Here is a 19,309-nt window from a genome sequence, read left to right as displayed (position 1 = left end):
ACGTAATGACAGGACCAGTACGCAATTTATGTAACGTCCAGAGATCAGATGCCAGGGGCTGCAAGCATCTGTCGTGTACAATTGCGGAACCCTACCCTTGAACGGTCTTGACGCCAACATCTTAGGAACAGGCGTCACCTGAACGGTAAGCCCCGTTATCGGCTATGAGCAGGAAGGTCATACCCAGCTGCCGGTTCCAATCGGCTGCTTGAAGCATGCCTTCAATGAAGGTGGTACCGCGGAAGCCCAGACTTTCGTCCTTTATAGGACGAAAGTCTTTTTTGTATTCTTATGGATATGATAGATGTGAAAAAGGTGGTAACCATGAATCAACGAATCGTAGTTAAAATTGGCAGCAGTTCTCTCACCTCGGAGCATGGCGGATTAGACAAAAACCAAATTAGATATTATGCAAAAGAATTGAAGTCCCTGACTGATTTGGGATTACAAGTGGTGCTGGTAACCTCTGGCGCTGTTGCGGCGGGATTCCGCGCAATCGGCTACGAGACTCGGCCAAAGCAATTGCATGAGAAGCAAGCCGCAGCAGCCGTTGGTCAAGCACTGCTCATGCAAGCTTATCAAGAAAGCTTACAACCTTATGGGATCACGGCTGCGCAAATTTTGCTAACCCGTCAGGACTTTGCCAACCGCAAGCGCGGGCACAACGCCCACATGACAATTGAAGAGCTTTTAAAGCAAGGAATTATTCCGATCGTGAATGAAAATGATACTGTCTCAGTTGACGAATTAAAATTCGGTGACAACGACACGTTGTCTGCGCTTGTCGCTAATTTGGTACACGCTGAAAGTGTCATTATTATTACAGACACAGACGGACTCTATACTGCAGACCCTAGAACTAATCCAGAGGCACGTCGATTCGAGCGGATCGAACAGATTACGGAGCAAATCTACGCCTATGCAGGTGGGGCTGGCACTTCTGTTGGCACTGGCGGCATGCGTTCCAAGCTCGATGCGGCACGTATCGCTATGCGTGGAGGTGTAAGCGCATTTGTAGGACGTGTGCACGAAGCCGGTGATCTTCTTCAAGCGGTTAATGGTTCTGGCAAGGGTACTTACTTTGAGACCCAACTGCATTCACTTCCTGTTAAGAAGCAATGGCTCGGATTTCACTCTACTCCACTTGGCCGTATTCGTGTGGACGAAGGTGCAGAGCATGCGCTGCTTATTAAAGGCTCGAGCCTGCTCCCAGTAGGAATAACCGACGTACATGGTCAGTTCCATCCTGGCGATGTCGTAGAAGTAATCGGTGTAGATGGTCGTCTCATTGGGCGCGGCATTGTCAATTACGACTATGCACAGCTTCGCAAAGTAGCAGGCTGGTCAACTGCTGATGTGCTCATGGCTTTAGAAATAGCTAGAATAGAAGTCATTCACCGTGACGAATGGGTCACCCTTCGTTAAGCAAGACATAACTTCCATGTAACCATACTTCAAGCACAAGTCAAATTTATATATTTATTAGCTCATCTTAAAGGAGGCTGCTGACATGAGTGAAGTAAGAAGCAAGGCCAAATTGGCTAAACAAGCTGCGATCGTTATGAACAAATTAACAACGGAGCAAAAGAACGAAGCACTCCTGCACATGGCACACAAGTTGATCGTATCACAGGAGTCTATTATTGCCGCGAATATGTTGGATCTTGAGCGCGGTCGTCAAGCAGGCACATCTGAGTCGCTGCTGGATCGACTCGCCTTAACAGAAGCCCGTATCCACGATATCGCAGAGGGTCTGCGACAGATTGCAGCACTGCCTGACCCGGTGGGAGACGTACTTGCAACTTTTGATCGTCCAAACGGTCTGCACGTAGAGCATATTCGCGTACCTCTTGGTGTGATCGGCATGATCTACGAAGCACGCCCCAACGTTACCGTAGATGCTGCAGGTTTGTGTCTCAAAACAGGAAACGCTGTGCTGCTGCGCGGCGGCTCCGCAGCCCTGTCTACAAATAAGCGTATTGTAGAAGTGCTTCATGAAGCACTTCTAGACACTGCCATCCCTGTGGAGGCTCTTCAAATCATCGAAGATCCCAATCGGGCGTCAGTTGATGAAATGTTAACCTTAAACGGCCTGCTGGATGTTGTTATTCCGCGTGGGGGTGCTTCGCTAATCCAGAATGTCGTGCAAAATGCAACCGTCCCCGTTATTGAAACGGGTGCTGGTGTATGCCACACCTTTATAGATGCATCTGCTCAGCCGGAAATGGCGACTGAAATTGCCTGGAATGCCAAAGTACAGCGCCCTTCCGTTTGTAATTCCATGGAAACATTGCTTGTGCACCGTCAATATGATCTTGAACAAATAAAGTTATTACTGGCACGTTATCACGAGCATGGTGTCCGTATTTACGGCTGTTCCTATACGAATGAAATAGCACCGTTTGCAGAACAGGCAACAGAACAGAGTTACAGCACGGAATATAGCGATTTCACGCTTAACGTCAGATTTGTTCACGATTTAGACGAAGCACTGCAGCATATTGCGAGACATAGCACAATGCACTCCGAATGCATTGTAACCGAAAACGAGCATCACGCCGCCCGCTTCCTTCAAGAAGTTGATGCGGCAGCAGTTTACCATAATGCTTCGACCCGCTTCACTGATGGATTTGAGTTTGGATATGGCGCCGAGATTGGCATCAGCACACAGAAGCTGCATGCTCGCGGACCTATGGGACTGCCAGCCTTGACTTCAAGCAAGTATCGTGTCTATGGCACAGGTCAAATTCGCGGGTAGAAACTTAAATAAATAATAGATAAATAATAGAGATTATAGAGACACCATACACATTTGAGCCTCGTACACCAGTCATTATCACAACATGATAGAACTGCGGGTCGGGGCTCTACGGATAGGAGCAATATATAATGAAGCTAACAGTTGATGCAAATCAGAAAGTGCACACCCCTAACCCGCACTATTGTTTTTTTGGAGCTGGTTCTGCTGCAGAAGCATTTGTTAAAGGCATGCTGGATAATAACATCACAACACCTCAACATGTTGCGATGATTAATCGTAATAGCGAAGCAAGGCTTGGTTATTTGCGTGAGAAATACGGTGTCAGCGCAAGCAATCATGACGAAATCAAAGCAAAATGGCTGCATGAGGCTGATGTCATTATTTTGGCTATGAAGCCTAAAGACGCAATCGAAGCCTGTAAGGAGCTGCGCCCTCTCCTGCATAAAAAAAGCTTAATTGTTTCAATAATCGCAGGCTTATCCATCTCAACTATTCAACAAATTCTTGGAGAAACCCCTGTTGTACGTACGATGCCCAATACCTCCAGTACGATAGGACTTGGCGCAACTGGTGTCTGCTATTCTGCCGAAACCACTATAGAGCAGCGCTTCATTGCCGAACAAATGCTCAAAGCAATTGGTATCGTAGCGGAAGTGGAAGAAAGTTTACTAGATGCCGTGACAGGGGTATCCGGAAGTGGTCCTGCTTATGTATACTATTTAATGGAAGCGATGATAGAAGCAGCTGCTCATGAAGGGTTAAGCATGCAGCAGGCGCATGAACTGGTCGTACAGACTGTTCGTGGTGCTGCCGAGATGGTCCGACTGACGGGTGAATCTCCTGCTGTTCTACGGCAGAAAGTGACGTCACCTGGAGGAACCACACAAGCAGCTCTGAACGTATTGAATGAACGCGGCGTAAAAGAAGCGGTCAAAGAGGCAATCGTTCAGGCCCGTGCACGCGCTGCCGAGATGGGAGAACAAATAGGGAGGGAACTCAGGTGAATCATAACTGCATCGCCACATATCGCTTATATGATGATCGCGCTGATTTTCAAAAGAAAGCAGAAGGGATTGCGATTGGGCTTACAGTAGGAAGCTGGACCGACCTGCCGGAACTGCAGAAAGAATCCATGCGCAAGCATCTTGGCCAAGTAGAATGGATAAAAGTATACGAATCGGATCAAGCAGGCGAACGCTACGCGGACATTGCCATCGCCTACCCGGACGTCAACTTCAGCCATGACATTCCAGCGCTGCTTGTTACCGTGTTCGGCAAGCTGTCAATGGACGGCAGGGTGAAATTGATCGACTTGCAATGGTCCGATGACTTCCAGCAAGCATTTGCCGGTCCAAAGTTCGGTGTTGATGGCGTGCGCGAACAGCTAGGCGTCTATAACCGTCCACTGCTGATGAGTATATTCAAGTCAGTCATCGGCCACGATCTTTCGACGCTGAAGCAGCAATTCTACCAGCAGGCGCTGGGTGGTGTAGATCTTATCAAGGATGATGAGATCTTGTTTGAGAATCCGCTAACCCCGATCCAAGATCGGGTTCGTGCATGCATGGAGGCCGCACAGCAGGCCGAGCAAGCAACCGGCAAAAAGCTGCTGTATGCCGCCAACTTGACAGGCTCAACCTTTAAGCTTCGTGAGCAAGCACTCCGTGCGATTGACGCAGGTGCGAATGCTTTATTGTTTAACACGTTAAGTTATGGATACGATGCGCTGCATGGTTTAAGCGCCGATGCGGATATTAACGTGCCGATCCTTGCGCACCCTGCGATGGCTGGTGCCCTGTACCCTTCGCCGCATTATGGCATATCCGCAGCACTGCTGTTAGGCAAGCTTATGCGGCTAGCTGGTGCAGACCTTATCCTCTTCCCGTCTCCTTACGGCTCAGTAACGATGCCGCGGGAAGATACTCAAGGCATTCGAGCAGCTTGTCTGGATACGAAGATGCCGATGAACCGCAGCTTACCAGTTCCTTCTGCTGGCATTCATCCTGCACTCGTTCCGCTTATTATTAAAGACTTCGGCATAGATGTCGTTGTTAATGCGGGCGGTGGTGTGCATGGACATCCCGATGGAACGGCAAGCGGCGGTCAAGCCTTTGTCCAAGCGATCGAAGCTACGACGCAGGGCATTCCATTGGCAGACTACGCCGCATCGCATACAGAATTACAAGCAGCATTAGATATGTGGGGGAACAAATAATGCACACCAAGAAACGTCGAATCGTATTTTGCGATTTTGACGGCACCATTACTATAAATGATAACATCGTTGCACTTATGAAGCATTTTAACCCGGATGGCTGGTCTAATATTGTAGAAGATGTGATCCATGAACGGAAGTCTGTACGTCAAGGCGTCGGCGAAATGTTCGCCCTGCTGCCTGTTTCTCTGCAAGAGCAAGCAGCACAGCAAGCTATCGCGCAAGCTCAGATCCGCCCTGGATTTGCAGAGTTTCTCCAATATTGTCAAGAGCAAGATATTGATTTTTATGTCACTAGCGGAGGGATCGACTTTTTTGTCTACCCACTATTGGAACCATTTGGCATTCCGACAGACCATATTTATTGCAATGGTAGTGATTTCAGTGGAGACACGATCCAAATCACATGGCCTAATGCCTGCCAACCGCCATGCACAAATGACTGCGGGATGTGTAAGACAACGATTGTAAGACAGTTCCCAGCCGAGAAATACGAACGAATCGTTATCGGCGACAGTGTAACTGACTTTGCAGCGGCCAAGCTTGTGGAGACTATTTATGCGAGATCTCATCTAATTGATAAATGCGAACAACTGCAACTGCCATTCACACGATTCGAGACGTTTTTTGACATCATTGAGCATATGTCCACGAGCGCAGTACTTGACTCATTTGAGTCAAAATAACCTATCTTGTTAAGCGCTGCTATGACGCAGGAATCCGGTAGGAATTTCGTATTGGGAGGAACTTAACAGTGAGTCTAGAAATCACATTAGAGCACAAACAGCAGGCATTCCATGAATTACGATCCGTAAAAGAATTATTTGCATCACGCAATTGGTTTCCAGGCACGAGCGGCAATTTGTCAGTACGTGTAGGCGATATCCAAGAAGGTCAATTTCAGTTTGCGATTACCGCAAGCGGCAAAGATAAAACCGTACATACGCCTGAGGATTTCCTGCTCGTTAACGAACTTGGTCAGCCTACAGAGCGGACTTCGTTAAAGCCAAGCGCCGAGACGTTAATTCATTGCGAAATTTATCGTCTAACTGGCTGCGGTGCTATCTTCCATGTACACACTGTTTTTAATAACATTGTATCTGAGTTGTACGGAGATGAGGGCTATATTCCTGTTCAAGGTGTCGAGCTGATCAAAGCGTTTAACATTTGGGAGGAAAATGCGAGAATTGAGATCCCAGTTGTACCGAACTACACCCATATTCCGAGTATCGTCCCTTGTGTTACTGAGAAGCTGAATCCCGTTATTCCGGGTATTATCTTGCGTAACCATGGTATATATGCATGGGGGGCTAATAGCTTCGAAGCAAAACGACATCTAGAGGCGTTTGAGTTTTTATTTGAATATGTGTATCGTATGAAAGCACTTGCCTAGAAGATCCGCGTTATTCTGCAACAGCTGGGGATGCTAATATGATGTCCCTACTCTACTGGGCAAATTAATAAGCAATACTAACCGGAATACCTGCCGAGGTGTTCCGGTTTTCAGTATGTCCATTGTTCCAACTGCTGAAATAAGTGTCTGTGTCTGATAAGGGAAATAAACTCAATTTTAGAAGAATGAGCTAGGATTGGCCCCTGCCCCATCTTAAATTATCCTTCAATCCCCCCACTTTTTTCTCCTTGGCTTTGTATCATCTGTCTTATAGGCAATGTGACTTGCATGGTAGTCCCGATTCCTTCGATACTTTGCACCTTAATCGTTCCATGATGCTTCGTTATAATCGACTTGACGAGCGCAAGACCAAGACCTGTACCTGCAATTGCGCGGGAACGTGATTTATCCACCCTATAAAAAGGTTCAAATATCAGATCAAGCTCATGTTCTGGTATGCCCACTCCCTGATCACTTACCGTTAGAGTTAAGTACTCATGCTCTGTGGATGTTAACAGTTCGACTTTGCCACCAGGCTTATTGTATTTTACCGCATTGGCCACGAGGTTAAATATTGCGCTGTACAACATGGCATAATTTCCGTTCAATTGGCACGTGCATTTATGAATACCGATGCTCACCTGATGTTGATCCGCCAATGGTTGCAATTCCCTCCTGATACGTTTACACATGTCATAGATCCCGATCATATCGCCATATGTCGTACTATCTTCCACAGCCAAATCAAGCAGATTATCCACCACTTGTATTAAACGATCAGTGCTCTGCTGTGTCACTTCTGCATTCAGCTTATAATCCTCCATCGTCGGGTATTGATCCAACTGCAGAACTTGTATGGAGGTCTTAATCGTGGTCAATGGTGTTTTAAGCTCATGAGCTGCATCCGCTGCAAATCTTCGCTGTCTAGCGAACGATCGATCAAGCCGGTCAAGCATACGATTAAACGAGACAGACAAACTTCCCAACTCATCCTTGCTGCTCGGCACAGGTATCCGCTGTTCCAAATTAAGTTCATGAATGCCCTTTACAGCCTCGTTCAGTTCTGAGAGCGGTCGCAATGCCCTACCAACCATCATGTAGGTTCCGCCAATACCTGCCAGGATAATAATTGTCATTACCGTAATGCTCTGGTTCGAAAAATTCTTCTGCGCCTCCACCACACGTATAGTAGCCGATATATTGGAAAGTGGAGAGCTTCCTTCTCCTTGACGGTGCATATTCTCATCCAGACGAATTTCCGTACTGCGATCATCCACTATTGTTTTATTTAACATGGTTCCAGAAAAGTAATCTTGCGCTCCTCTGATGGAGGCCATTGTAAGCACAACAGAAATAATGATAATTACAATTCCGACGAGTGCCGTTATTCTCACTCTTAAAGAAACGTTATTGATCACTGACGTCCTCCGCTGCATAGGAAATCACATAACCGTGTCCCCTATAATTTTTAATGATTTCGCTGTCTCCTGCGACAGCCGACAATTTTTTCTTTAAAGAATGAATGTGGTACTTTAATGAGTTGGAAAACAAATCAACCTCACTGTCCCAGACGTGTTCAATGATCTCCTCAGCACTTATCACTCTATCCTGGTGATAAAGCAAGTATTCTAATAAGCTATATTCTTTTTTAGTTAGCTCTAGCGCTTGCTGATGAACAGTCACTAGCTTTTTGGCTGTATCCATACAAACAGGTCCGCAAGACAGCTGTGTCCGTTGCTGAACAAACGATTGTCTGAGCAAATTCCGAATGCGAGCCTCCAGCTCAAAGAAATCAAAGGGTTTTGCCAAATAATCGTTAGCTCCAAAGTCCAAGCCCTTAATCTTGTCCTCTACTGCACTACGAGCAGATAAAATAATGATTTTGATCTCAGCGTTAAGCTGACGAATAGATCGCAGTACTTCTAACCCATCCACTTTAGGCAAGTTTAAATCCAATATGATAATATCGTAAGTATTTACATCATATAAATCCAATGCTTCTTCTCCGTCATATCCGCAATCGACAGCATATCCGCACTTTCTAAGCCCTTTGCTAATAACCGAACTGAGCAGCAATTCGTCTTCTACCAGCAATATTTTCATGAATACCTCCTGTTTATCCGTACCTGTCGTAACACCGACCGAAAAGCCGCACATAGAGTGCGACTTTTTTAGGATGGTGTAAGATCGTATAGTTATGCTCTTATAAAGTTGTTTTTATTGTTTGTTTAACTGGACTTTCCCTTTGGTATCTTGCGATAATTTACCTGGTGCTAACACCTTAAAATCCACCGACAGGTCGCTTACCATTTCCTTGTTCAGAGGAGTTCCTTTTACTTTAGTATCCATTGTACCCGATTCGAACGTTTTGATTGTTCCGGTAACATTTTCTTTAGATACGTTCTTCTGTTCTTTTTTATCTTTAATCAGCTTCTCTTTTCCTGCTGTCTGAATACCTAGAGCGTCAGCTGTTATTTCAGTAATCTTTGCAGAAATGTTGTCCAGAGAGTTACCAGAACCTGAACTAGCAGCAAACGCCGATGCAGATCCCCCTACAACCAAAAACGCACTAAGCAATCCAATAACTGATTTTTTCATTTTCATTTTTATTTCCTCCTAAAGTTTAATATGTTTTGTCTTACATCCATGGCTTTATTATAAAGAGCAGTAAGTTAGGACAAGGTTAGAAAATAACCAGCTTCAATTGGTTTTAAAAAATAAAAAAGCGACCCTAAGTCATGCGGGTCGCCTGAATAAAGTGAACTGCTATTTATCCATCAAACGGATGGATAGTAACGTTGTGCAACTGAGTGATTATGGCCAACTACTTGTAATGATCGGTCTAATCCTACTCCTTTTTAGCCAAAATTTCTTGCTTTATCTGTTCAATCAGCTCAAGTATACTCTTCATACCCAAATCCCCTTTGCCACGCTTGCGAACGGATACACTATTTGTGTTTTTCTCATTTTCACCGAGCACCAGCATATAAGGTACTTTTTCCAGCTGGGCTTCACGAATTTTGTAACCAAGCTTTTCATCGCGCACATCCATCTCAACCCGAATCCCCGCCTCAGCTAATCCCTTTTTAACAGAGTAAGCATATTCATTATAATGCTCCGACACAGGCAGCAGTTTCGCCTGAACAGGTGCAAGCCATAGCGGGAATGCACCTGCATAATGCTCGGTAATAATGCCTATGAAACGATCAATAGAGCCGTATACCGCGCGATGAATTACGACAGGCCGGTACTTCTGACTGTCTTCACCCATGTAAGTCAGATCAAATTTCTCCGGCATCTGAAAATCAAGTTGTATCGTTCCACACTGCCAACTTCTTTTAAGAGCATCTAAAATGTGAAAGTCAATCTTTGGACCGTAGAACGCGCCATCTCCTTCATTTACGTGATACTGGATGCCGCGCTTATCCAGTACTTGCTGCAGCGACTTCTCCGCTTCATCCCACAGTTCATCTGAACCCATGTAATCCTCAGGTCGTGTTGATAGCTCGATCTTGTATTCAAAACCAAACACTTGATAAATATGGTCAATCAATGCGATGACCTGACCAATCTCATCCTCGATCTGACTCGGTAGTACAAATAAATGAGCGTCGTCTTGACAGAACGTACGGACACGCATCATTCCGTTAAGTGCCCCCGAATATTCATGACGGTGGACTTGCCCGTATTCAGAAAGCCGAATAGGCAATTCCCGATACGAATGCATGCTGTTCTTGAAAACAAGCATATGTCCTGGGCAGTTCATCGGCTTAAGCGCAAAAGTCTTATCGTCCACATTTGTAAAGTACATATTATCTTTATAATGATCCCAATGTCCGGACTGCTCCCAAAGGCGATTATTTAACATAAGTGGTGTACGCACCTCGTCGTACCCTCTTTGTTGCTGAATATCACGCGCGAAGTTTTCCAACTCTGTGCGGATCGTCATCCCCTTTGGCAAATAAAAAGGCATTCCTGGTGCTTCTTCGGAGAACATAAATAACTCAAGTTCTTTACCAAGTTTGCGGTGATCGCGCTTTTTGGCCTCCTCTAACAATTGCAAATGTTCCAATAGCTCTGCTTTTTTTGGAAATGAAGTGCCATAAATGCGCTGCAGCATCTTGTTGTTTGAATCTCCACGCCAGTAGGCACCTGCCACATTTAGCAGCTTAAAAGCTTTAATTCCTCCTGTCGAAGGAAGATGTGGACCTCTGCAAAGGTCAACAAACTCGCCTTGTTCATATAGGGTGATAACCGCCTCATCTGGCAGCCCTTGAATAAGTTCAATCTTTAACGGTTCCTCTAATTGTTCAAAAATGTCCATCGCTTCTTTCCGACTTACAACACGACGAACTATCCGTAAGTTCTCCTGTATGATAATCTCCATTTCACGTTCAATACTCAGGAGATCATCACTTGATACTGGTGTATTTATATCGATATCATAATAAAATCCGTTATCGATAACGGGTCCGATTCCAAGCTTAACACGCTCTGTACCGTACTTCCGTTTCAGTGCTTGGGCCATGATATGTGCTGTCGTATGCCGGTACACATCTACACCATCTTTGCTGTCCAACGTTACAATTTCCACCCGGCATTCATCTGCAATCGCCTCGTTCAGATCAACTAGTTTGCCATCCATTTTACCCGCGACGGCATTCTTCCTTAAGCCTATGCTGATTGATTCCGCTACCTGTGCTATCGTTGTGCCTTGTGAATACCCCTTTTTAGCTCCATCTGGCAATGTTACTTTGATCTCCATGATCTCGTCTCCATTCTTTATCATTATGAATTTGAACGCAAAAAAACGCCTCTTTCCACTAAGGGACGAGTGCGTTCAGCTCGTGGTTCCACCCTAATTCGACCATTACCAAGTCATACCGCGCTATTGCCCGTGCATGAAGGATAAGGTCCTTATTAGTATCCGTTATCGAGGATAAGTCGGTGCCACATACTGCCAAGATCAATAGATCTAGGGGTTCAATGCCACAGCTACAAAGGGGTAATCTCACATCCGTAACGGAAGAAGCTTTCAGCTTACACTTCTCTCTCTGGACAGTCCGTGAAGGAGATCATTTCTCTGATCAATGCCTCATATATAATTATTGAAATTAACACTAGCATTCATTTTCCACAAAGTCAACAACAAATAAATCAATATATGAAATATCAAGTAAATATTTGGTACAAACATTAAAGTATATTCGTTGAACTAGCAATCTATCTATAATCTTTAATTCCACTTTCAAAAGCCTGTCGATCGTCATGCTCAATTCCGTGTAATGCTTCTTGTAAAGCAAATGTACTTTTATAAAATTGCACTCGTTCAGATATTTCATTCCCGTTAGGATACAGGTTAATACACATATCAAAAAAATCTTCACCATAGCTGGAAAGTATTCCAGCAAAGTCATACGCTGGATCTCCTAAGCCAGAACCACCAAAATCTATTATCCCTGAAACCATACTTGTCTCTGGATTCCACAAGATGTTAGACGCTCCAAAATCTCCGTGTATAAGTGTCATTTCTAAATTTGAAAATCTTTCGCCTTTTAGGAACGTTTCAAAGGAATGTGATATTTCCTTTTGAGCGTTTTTTCTGATAAATGGAAATAATTTATTTTGAATCTTATCATATAGGTTACCCATCTCTTCACGAGGATTACAAACCTCTAGTTTCAAATCTCGACTTGCTTTTTCTTCTGAAATAGAATGGAGTTCTACTAGAAAAGAAACAAGTTGTTTTGCCAACCCTTTAACCAATTCAACACTCTTAACACCTGTTAAACTTTCCTTCCACAAAGGAACACCATCTATTAGGTTATAGCCAGTGAAGACCTTACCTGGTTCTAACTCTTCAAAAGACTGATAAATTGGATTCGGAATAGGTGTGGAGACGATACCTTTAATATAATTCAAAATTTCCGTCTCTCTTCTTAATTGAACTATTCCATTTTTATATTTTGGAAATCTAAAAACCAAAGATTTGTTTACAATTAACACATCATTATTCTGTCCAATTTCATTAAAATAACAGTCTTCAATGGGAAGGTCAGAATAAAACAATTGAATATTTTCAATAAAATTATTAGTCATTTAGTAATCCCCCCTTTTTTGTCTCTTTCTTTATTTTTCAAAGGACTTTCAAGTTACAAAACACTAAAGAAATCAATGATCATGTTCTTTTCACGCTCTGGCATCATATGCATGTGCCCGCACCCTTTTAACATATGAGTCGTGTTATTTGGAATGATTCTTTTCGCCCTTGGTAATACTTTTTTCGCTGGAAATAAACAATCTTTTTCTCCTGCCATAATAAGTGTTGGCGCTTTGCACTGTTGCATTAATTGTTCACTCACATTGGATGGCATCCCCACTTTTGTTTTTACATGATCAAAACTATCTTTCACCATATCCAAAGTATCTATATCAAGAATTTCTTCTTTAATAGCCATAAATAAAGCTGTTTCTTTTATATATTTTTCTTTCTTTGTTAGTTTATATTTGAGGAGTGGTATCATCATTTTTACAGTACTGATTGGAAAGGCATTGTTAATGCCTGATGGCACAATTAATACAGATTTCTTTACTTTCTCCGGTGCGGTACACATCAATTTTGCCAGAACTCCGCCTCCAAATGAAACCCCAAAACAAGCTATTTTATCAAATCCAAGCGCTGTTATAACATCGCTTGCCCACTTTCCATAATCATAATTGCGAGGAGAGAGATGAACCTCATCACTTTTTCCAGGGTGCCCAATAATATCAACCGCATAGATGTGAAAATGCTTAAGCAGGAATTTGTACATTAATAAATTATAGGCAGTTGTACTATTTCCACCATGAAATACTAACAATGGTTCACCCGATAGATTGCCAGTTTCAATGATATGTGTTTTCCCAAAACGAGTATGCACGTAAATATCCTCGCAGGAATAATCCAATTTCTTCAATTGAGCTTCATAAAGCTTAAGTGACATTTCTCTTCCAGATGGTGTTTTGTAAATACTCATATAGGCCTCTTTTATATCCGTATTTTCTTACACGTCTTATTTAAAAGTTATCTCATTCATTAATTTAATTAGGCTATGATTCAAGTGAATAATAGCCGTTTTTGGATACCCCATTTAAGATGAAACCTTAATTCCATCTTGACTTGTTATTCGCTAATATATTCAAAAATCCTTCTTCTACTAAACTGCACCGTTAGGTTTAAGTACAGTTTCTTACAAGATAAACATTAATATAACATAAATACCCATCAAAAGATCACCTCAAAGAATGAAAAAGAGGTGATTTTTATAAATTTTTATTACAAATAATCAATCTTTTTTACAAATCTACGCCTCCCTGTATCAATTAGCAGCTTCATACTGCTTAATACCATCCATCACGACTTAACTGACAGTTATGGTCTGGGCAGTCCGTTCATCCTTTAACCTGAACTTGCCGTTAATTAACAACTCTATCCATTTTATTGTACCGATAATTTGCGATCGGATAAAAATCTATTGGGATGAGGAATGATATACTACATTTGACCAAAAAAGTTTGCTAATTAATAGTTTATTTAATGTTTTGCCTTATTATAGTTTGATGAGATGGACCCACAGATAAAGGAGGAACGACATTGACTATAAAGATTGTATTTTTTGATCTAGACGGTACTATTGTCGATAATCAAACCGATCAAGTACCTATCTCAACTATTCAAAGCATTAAAGCATTGCATAGCAAAGGTATCCAAGTTGTATTAGCCACCGGGCGCTCCTATTTTTTTACTAAATCAGTCGGCAGATTACTTAAGGTTCAAAATTTTATTAATTGTAGTGGCTCATATGTTAGATTAGGTCACGAAGAAGTCTATAAAGATCCGATTTCTCAAAATGATTTTGATCATTTAGTGCAAATATGCAGCTTAAACGGGGATCATCTGTCTTGTTTTGGTGTAGAAGATAGTTATTCCAATGGATTAGCAAAAGAGGTAGCACTACCTATATTAAAAAATATTGACTGTCACGAAATCCCAAGTATATTCCCTCATCGTAAAGTTGAATATATGGGTATGTGTTTATTTTTAAGTAATGGTAATATCAATGATTATCATAACATCTCGACCGAACTTCAATTTTTACCATTGGGGAGAAAACATTCCAAACGCATATAATATAGAGAGAAAAGGCAATAACAAAGCGAATGCAATTCAAAAAGTACTTCAACATTTTAATTTTAGCGCAGATGAAGCTATTGCCTTTGGTGATGGGATCAATGATATCGAGATGTTACAAACAGTTCGAATTGGAGTCGCTATGGGGAATGCGCGAGAAGGATTGAAGGAAAAGGCCGATTTTATAACAAAAAATGTAGACGATGATGGAATATACCATGCACTTAAAACATTAAATGTAATTTAATAGCTCGACCGCTGAGATGAAGCACATATATTTGAGCATGCCTTGCCTTGATAAGATCATAAACGAACTGTTTGTTCAACTGATCCGCAAATTTACTATCACTATAATCAGTCATGCCAGAATAACATGATTGATTATAGTGATAAATGGATCACGTTCTTCATTCCTAATGGGAAAGTATCATTTAACGCCGCGTCATCGTGATCCTCTAAATTTTTGAGTATGTGCGCGAGCCTCTTCGACGGTCTGAATTTTATTTCGACTCCACTCCAATAGAATACGGTCGATGTATCTGAAATGTATTTTGCCTGCAAATACCGCTTCCTTTAAGGCTAGCAGGATAAGCTCCAGTGCATACCGATCGTCATCTATCCAGCCAGCAATCGTCTCATATTCCATCGGAGACAACGGACGGCCAAATTCCTTCTCGAATATCTCGAACAAGTTTAATGATTCTTGCTCTCCGGCTGCGGGCGCAGCAGCACGCTGTCGCTTGCGTTCAGCGATTGCCTCATCAGTTAACAGATGGCCAAGCTTGTCGTATAAACCTGTTAAATTGTAGCGTTCAAATTGAACACCCGATTCCGGATCAATTTCTTCATCAATGGTCAGAAAACCATCCTTCATCATACGCTGCAGGGAAGTAATCACATGGCTTGCAGGAACACTCATGCGCTCTTGAATTTCTTCAATAGTTGGGAAGTCCTTCCACTCATTTTGTTTAAATGCGGTCAAATGAATGATAACCATCGTATCCGTATCCGTAAGTCCAAGCCGCTTATAATGCTTAAGCAGCAAATAAGGCAGCGATACCTGACCTGTCATCAATGCGTGTGATATGCCTTTAGCATAAGCCCGATAAGCTTCTCCACTCATGATCGCTCCCCCTTTATGTATTTTGAGTAAGTTTATCCCTATACTGATGGCTTAGTGATCTCTGTTCTTCTTCACAACCTTTACATTGTCTCATACTTTGGCAAGTTTAGTAAGTCCCATGTCCACATAGACAACACATCCCGTATCACAACGAAGTGATACGGGATGATAGGTAATTTATTAGTTTAAGGATACAAGCGGTACAGCATACGTGGGAACGGAATTGTCTCGCGTACGTGATCCAGTCCGCAGATCCAAGCTACTGTACGTTCTAGCCCAAGACCAAAGCCTGAGTGAGGAACTGTACCGTATTTGCGAAGATCCATATACCATTGGTAAGCTTCAGCTGCTAAGTCATGCTCGCGGAAGCGTTCTGCCATCAATTCAGGATCGTCAATCCGCTGTGATCCGCCAATAATCTCACCATAACCTTCAGGCGCAATCATATCCGCACAAAGCACGACGTCTGGGTTCGAAGGATCTGGCTTCATATAGAATGCCTTAATCTTCGTCGGATAATGCGTAATAAAGACAGGTGTCTCATACTGCTCAGCGATTGCTGTCTCATGTGGCGCACCAAAATCTTCGCCCCACGGGATGTCAAAGCCCTTCTCTTGCAGGAATTTAATTGCATCGTCATACGTGATGCGTGGGAATGCTCCGACAACCTTTTCCAGCTTGGTTGTGTCGCGCTCCAACGTTTCCAGCTCAGACTTGCAATTGGTCAAGACGGATTGTACGATATGCGACACAAATTGTTCCTGCACACGCAAGTTCTCATCGTGGTCTACAAACGCCATCTCCGGCTCAATCATCCAAAACTCGATCAGGTGGCGTCTAGTTTTGGATTTCTCGGCACGGAACGTTGGTCCAAAGGAATATACTTTACCAAGTGCCATAGCCGCCGCTTCCATATAAAGCTGACCACTTTGCGTCAAGAACGCATCTTCTTCGAAGTATTTCGTATGGAAAAGCTCCGTTGTGCCTTCACAAGAAGAAGGTGTTAAGATCGGAGGATCCATTAACGTAAACCCACGATCATTAAAGAACTGCTGCACAGCTGCGATAATTTGGCCACGAATCGCCATGACTGCACGCTGCTTAGGTGCACGCAGCCACAGATGACGGTGATCCATCAAGAAATCAACGCCATGTTCCTTTGGTGTAATCGGATAGTCCTGCGTAATTTGAATGACTTCTACATTCGTAACCGTCAATTCAAAACCGGACTTGGAGCGTGGCTCCTCCCGTACAACCCCTGTCACATATAAGGAGCTCTCTTGAGTCAGGCTCTTCGCCGCTTCCCAAGCTTCCTCCGACAGTTCTGTCTTCACCGCGACACCCTGCATAAATCCCGTACCGTCGCGTAATTGCAGAAATTGAATTTTACCGCTCTTGCGCTTGTTGTGCAGCCAGCAGCCAATGCGGACTTCCGCGCCCACATGTTTGCTTACTTCACGAATGACACAAGTTGTCGCCATCGTTTCGATCTCCCCTATTTGTTAATTCGCCACAGCCCTCATGGCACCGGAAGCGTATGCTTATGCTTTGTTAGAGTTAGCTTCTTGTGCAAGGCGATACGTATCGCGTGCAATCATAAGCTCCTCGTTCGTAGGGACAACAAGTACCGCTACTCGTGAGTTAGGTGTAGAAATGACACGTGGTTCCTTCGAACGAACCTTATTCAACTCTTGGTCAATTTCTACGCCCAAGAATGTCAGGTTGTCACACACGTGCTTACGAACAATCGCAGAGTTCTCCCCAACACCAGCAGTAAAGACAATCACGTCCACACCGTCCATTGCTGCCGCATATGCACCGATATACTTACGAAGACGGTACTCATACATCTCAAATGCTAGAGTCGCATTCGGTTCGCCTGCTTCCATGCCGTCTGTAATCTCACGCATATCACTGGATAGCCCGGACACAGCCAACAAGCCGCTATGCTTGTTAAGCATGGAATTCACTTCATTGACCGTTAAGTCTTCCTTCATCATCGTAAATGGTACGATTGCTGGATCAAGGTCACCACTACGGGTACCCATCATCAAGCCTTCAAGCGGAGTCATACCCATCGTTGTATCGACCGACACGCCGCCTTTGACAGCCGTCAAGCTGCCACCATTACCGATGTGACAAGTAATAATCTTCAGATCCTCCAGTGGACGATCAACAACCAGTGCCGCACGTTTGCTCACATAATCATGGGAAGTTCCATGGAAGCCATAACGACGGATTTTGTGTTTCTTGTACAACACTTTAGGAATGGCATACATATACGCTTTAGCAGGCATCGTTTGATGGAAAGCTGTATCAAATACAACTGCCTGCGGCACGTTAGGCATGTTGGCTTCAGCCGCTTTGATTCCCATCATACAAGCTGGGTTATGTAGCGGCGCCAAGTCAAACAAACGACGAATTTCCGATTTAACCTCGGAATCCACGAGTACAGAACTCTTAAACGTCTCGCCGCCGTGAACGACACGATGACCAACAGCCTCAATTTCGCCGATCGAACCGACAACACCAACCTGAGGGTCAGTCAACTTATCCAACACTTTACGGATTGCTGTTGTGTGGTCTAGTATTTCACTAACCTCAGTAATCTCGTCTACATGATGTGGTTCGTGAACGAGGATGGATGAATCCATGCCAATACGTTCCACTCGACCTGCCGCCAAGACGGCTTCTGTCGTCATGTCGTAAATTTGATATTTAAGCGAGGAGCTTCCTGCGTTAATTACGAGAATTTTCATAGTCTATCCCCATCCTTGTCATACTTGAAGAATCCGACGCCGGTCTTAATACCGAGTTGGTTAGCGCGAACCATCTTTTTCAACAACACGGAAGGACGATACTTGATATCTCCGAATTCACGGAACATACGCTCCATAGCCGCCAATACCGAATCTAAGCCAAAACGGTCTGCCATTTCAAGCGGGCCATATTGGAAATTATATCCGATTCTCATCGCATTGTCGATGTCTTCTGCAGTTGCAACGCCTTCTTGAAGCACATGCAGCGCTTCATTGATAAGAATGCAAATAATCCGTGTAGTAACGAAGCCAGGCGATTCATAAACCATAACGCCTTTCTTCTGTACAACTTCCTCTACAAAACGTTTCGTTTCCGAGAACGTTGCGTCCGAAGTCTTCAACCCACGGATAATTTCAACCAAGTCAACCTTGGATACTGGATAAATAAAGTGCATGCCAATGACACGCTCAGGATATTTAGTCGTACTTGCAAGCTCAGTCAACGACAAAGTCGATGTATTGCTTGCCAGAATGATACTGCTAGGGCAGACACGATCAAGCTCCGCGAAGATCGCTTTCTTCGCTTCCAAATCTTCCGAGATCGTCTCAATTACCATGTCACAAGCGCTAAGTTCAGCGAGATGAGTTACTTTGTGAATGCGGGACAAGATAAGCTTCTTCTCGGCTTGTGTAATGGCCCATTTCTCCAATTGCTTGTCCAAGCTTGTTTCGATCATTTCATAAGCATGGTTTAGCTTCTCCGGCGTTTGCTCCACCAACAGCACGTCCAGGCCTTTCACAGCAAGCATTTCTGCGATGCCTTGGCCCATTGTACCGCCGCCAATGACGCCGATTTTTTTGAAAAACATGGTCTCTTCCACCTTTCAT

18 protein-coding genes are annotated in these 19,309 nt (G+C 43.6%); 8 read left to right on the top strand and 10 right to left on the bottom strand.

Annotated features, from left to right (window positions below):
• Positions 1–324: 324 nt before the first annotated feature.
• The 6 genes from proB (at position 325) to mtnB (ending at position 6,369) form a co-directional block, all read left to right on the top strand.
• On the top strand, positions 325–1,425 hold the full coding sequence (gene proB, locus QP775_RS02385; RefSeq protein ID WP_285103300.1) for a glutamate 5-kinase: 1,101 nt from the start codon (positions 325–327) through the stop codon (positions 1,423–1,425).
• Positions 1,426–1,510: 85 nt separating this feature from the next.
• Positions 1,511–2,758 (top strand): glutamate-5-semialdehyde dehydrogenase, encoded by a 1,248-nt coding sequence (locus QP775_RS02380; RefSeq protein WP_285103298.1) that lies wholly within the window; start codon positions 1,511–1,513, stop codon positions 2,756–2,758.
• 131 nt (positions 2,759–2,889) lie between these two features.
• Positions 2,890–3,765, top strand: a complete 876-nt coding sequence (proC, locus tag QP775_RS02375) for a pyrroline-5-carboxylate reductase (RefSeq protein WP_285103296.1) — start codon at positions 2,890–2,892, stop codon at positions 3,763–3,765.
• On the top strand, positions 3,762–4,976 hold the full coding sequence (locus QP775_RS02370) for a 2,3-diketo-5-methylthiopentyl-1-phosphate enolase (protein WP_285103294.1): 1,215 nt from the start codon (positions 3,762–3,764) through the stop codon (positions 4,974–4,976). Before proC ends, QP775_RS02370 begins: the two co-directional genes overlap by 4 nt.
• Entirely contained in the window at positions 4,976–5,662 is a 687-nt protein-coding gene (locus tag QP775_RS02365) for a 2-hydroxy-3-keto-5-methylthiopentenyl-1-phosphate phosphatase (protein ID WP_285103292.1), read from the top strand. The genes QP775_RS02370 and QP775_RS02365 overlap by 1 nt, the downstream gene beginning before the upstream one ends.
• A gap of 68 nt (positions 5,663–5,730) precedes the next feature.
• Entirely contained in the window at positions 5,731–6,369 is a 639-nt protein-coding gene (gene mtnB / locus QP775_RS02360) for a methylthioribulose 1-phosphate dehydratase (protein ID WP_285103289.1), read from the top strand.
• A 218-nt stretch (positions 6,370–6,587) separates the two neighbouring features.
• Here the strand turns inward: mtnB and QP775_RS02355 are convergent, their stop codons facing one another.
• From QP775_RS02355 to QP775_RS02330, 6 genes are all read right to left on the bottom strand, one after another.
• Positions 6,588–7,787 carry a sensor histidine kinase gene (locus QP775_RS02355; protein WP_285103287.1) on the bottom strand — a complete coding sequence of 400 codons (1,200 nt, stop codon included), beginning with the start codon at positions 7,785–7,787 and terminating at the stop codon, positions 6,588–6,590.
• Complete coding sequence (locus QP775_RS02350; RefSeq protein WP_285103285.1) at positions 7,777–8,472, bottom strand: response regulator transcription factor; 696 nt, start codon at positions 8,470–8,472, stop codon at positions 7,777–7,779. The genes QP775_RS02355 and QP775_RS02350 overlap by 11 nt, the downstream gene beginning before the upstream one ends.
• 114 nt (positions 8,473–8,586) lie before the next feature.
• Positions 8,587–8,973, bottom strand: a complete 387-nt coding sequence (locus tag QP775_RS02345) for a hypothetical protein (protein WP_285103283.1) — start codon at positions 8,971–8,973, stop codon at positions 8,587–8,589.
• Between the two features lie 244 nt (positions 8,974–9,217).
• Complete coding sequence (gene thrS / locus QP775_RS02340; RefSeq protein WP_285103281.1) at positions 9,218–11,134, bottom strand: threonine--tRNA ligase; 1,917 nt, start codon at positions 11,132–11,134, stop codon at positions 9,218–9,220.
• Positions 11,135–11,592: 458 nt separating this feature from the next.
• A complete protein-coding gene (locus QP775_RS02335; protein WP_239327429.1) occupies positions 11,593–12,468 on the bottom strand; it encodes a phosphotransferase family protein in 876 nt (291 codons plus the stop codon).
• Between the two features lie 53 nt (positions 12,469–12,521).
• Positions 12,522–13,385, bottom strand: coding sequence for an alpha/beta fold hydrolase (locus QP775_RS02330; RefSeq protein WP_239327428.1), 864 nt, complete (start codon positions 13,383–13,385; stop codon positions 12,522–12,524).
• A gap of 617 nt (positions 13,386–14,002) precedes the next feature.
• Here QP775_RS02330 and QP775_RS02325 point away from each other — a divergent pair.
• Entirely contained in the window at positions 14,003–14,539 is a 537-nt protein-coding gene (locus tag QP775_RS02325; RefSeq protein WP_285103278.1) for an HAD hydrolase family protein, read from the top strand.
• On the top strand, positions 14,469–14,786 hold the full coding sequence (locus QP775_RS02320) for an HAD-IIB family hydrolase (RefSeq protein ID WP_285103276.1): 318 nt from the start codon (positions 14,469–14,471) through the stop codon (positions 14,784–14,786). Before QP775_RS02325 ends, QP775_RS02320 begins: the two co-directional genes overlap by 71 nt.
• Positions 14,787–14,981: 195 nt before the next feature.
• Here the strand turns inward: QP775_RS02320 and QP775_RS02315 are convergent, their stop codons facing one another.
• From QP775_RS02315 to QP775_RS02300, 4 genes are all read right to left on the bottom strand, one after another.
• Complete coding sequence (locus tag QP775_RS02315) at positions 14,982–15,662, bottom strand: DnaD domain-containing protein (RefSeq protein ID WP_239327426.1); 681 nt, start codon at positions 15,660–15,662, stop codon at positions 14,982–14,984.
• Positions 15,663–15,847: 185 nt separating this feature from the next.
• A complete protein-coding gene (gene asnS, locus QP775_RS02310) occupies positions 15,848–17,143 on the bottom strand; it encodes an asparagine--tRNA ligase (protein ID WP_285103274.1) in 1,296 nt (431 codons plus the stop codon).
• A 60-nt stretch (positions 17,144–17,203) separates the two neighbouring features.
• Positions 17,204–18,421, bottom strand: a complete 1,218-nt coding sequence (locus QP775_RS02305) for an acetate/propionate family kinase (protein WP_239327424.1) — start codon at positions 18,419–18,421, stop codon at positions 17,204–17,206.
• Positions 18,418–19,290 (bottom strand): 3-hydroxyacyl-CoA dehydrogenase family protein, encoded by an 873-nt coding sequence (locus QP775_RS02300; RefSeq protein WP_239327423.1) that lies wholly within the window; start codon positions 19,288–19,290, stop codon positions 18,418–18,420. The genes QP775_RS02305 and QP775_RS02300 overlap by 4 nt, the downstream gene beginning before the upstream one ends.
• Positions 19,291–19,309: the final 19 nt, after the last annotated feature.

Source organism: Paenibacillus sp. UMB4589-SE434 (assembly GCF_030226685.1).
GTDB lineage: Bacteria > Bacillota > Bacilli > Paenibacillales > Paenibacillaceae > Paenibacillus_B.
The sequence above is the reverse complement of the archived record's forward strand: the minus strand, read 5'-3'. Positions and strand labels throughout refer to the sequence as shown.

Bases quoted from the DNA above. Each gene is read 5' to 3' on its own strand.
- proC (WP_285103296.1), top strand. From the start codon at position 2,890: ATGAAGCTAACAGTTGATGCAAATCAGAAAGTGCACACCCCTAACCCG.
- QP775_RS02345 (WP_285103283.1), bottom strand. From the start codon at position 8,973: ATGAAAATGAAAAAATCAGTTATTGGATTGCTTAGTGCGTTTTTGGTT.
- QP775_RS02315 (WP_239327426.1), bottom strand. From the start codon at position 15,662: ATGAGTGGAGAAGCTTATCGGGCTTATGCTAAAGGCATATCACACGCA.
- asnS (WP_285103274.1), bottom strand. From the start codon at position 17,143: ATGGCGACAACTTGTGTCATTCGTGAAGTAAGCAAACATGTGGGCGCG.
- QP775_RS02335 (WP_239327429.1), bottom strand. From the start codon at position 12,468: ATGACTAATAATTTTATTGAAAATATTCAATTGTTTTATTCTGACCTT.
- QP775_RS02320 (WP_285103276.1), top strand. From the start codon at position 14,469: ATGATTATCATAACATCTCGACCGAACTTCAATTTTTACCATTGGGGA.
- proB (WP_285103300.1), top strand. From the start codon at position 325: ATGAATCAACGAATCGTAGTTAAAATTGGCAGCAGTTCTCTCACCTCG.
- thrS (WP_285103281.1), bottom strand. From the start codon at position 11,134: ATGGAGATCAAAGTAACATTGCCAGATGGAGCTAAAAAGGGGTATTCA.
- QP775_RS02305 (WP_239327424.1), bottom strand. From the start codon at position 18,421: ATGAAAATTCTCGTAATTAACGCAGGAAGCTCCTCGCTTAAATATCAA.
- QP775_RS02365 (WP_285103292.1), top strand. From the start codon at position 4,976: ATGCACACCAAGAAACGTCGAATCGTATTTTGCGATTTTGACGGCACC.
- QP775_RS02380 (WP_285103298.1), top strand. From the start codon at position 1,511: ATGAGTGAAGTAAGAAGCAAGGCCAAATTGGCTAAACAAGCTGCGATC.
- QP775_RS02330 (WP_239327428.1), bottom strand. From the start codon at position 13,385: ATGAGTATTTACAAAACACCATCTGGAAGAGAAATGTCACTTAAGCTT.
- QP775_RS02300 (WP_239327423.1), bottom strand. From the start codon at position 19,290: ATGTTTTTCAAAAAAATCGGCGTCATTGGCGGCGGTACAATGGGCCAA.
- QP775_RS02350 (WP_285103285.1), bottom strand. From the start codon at position 8,472: ATGAAAATATTGCTGGTAGAAGACGAATTGCTGCTCAGTTCGGTTATT.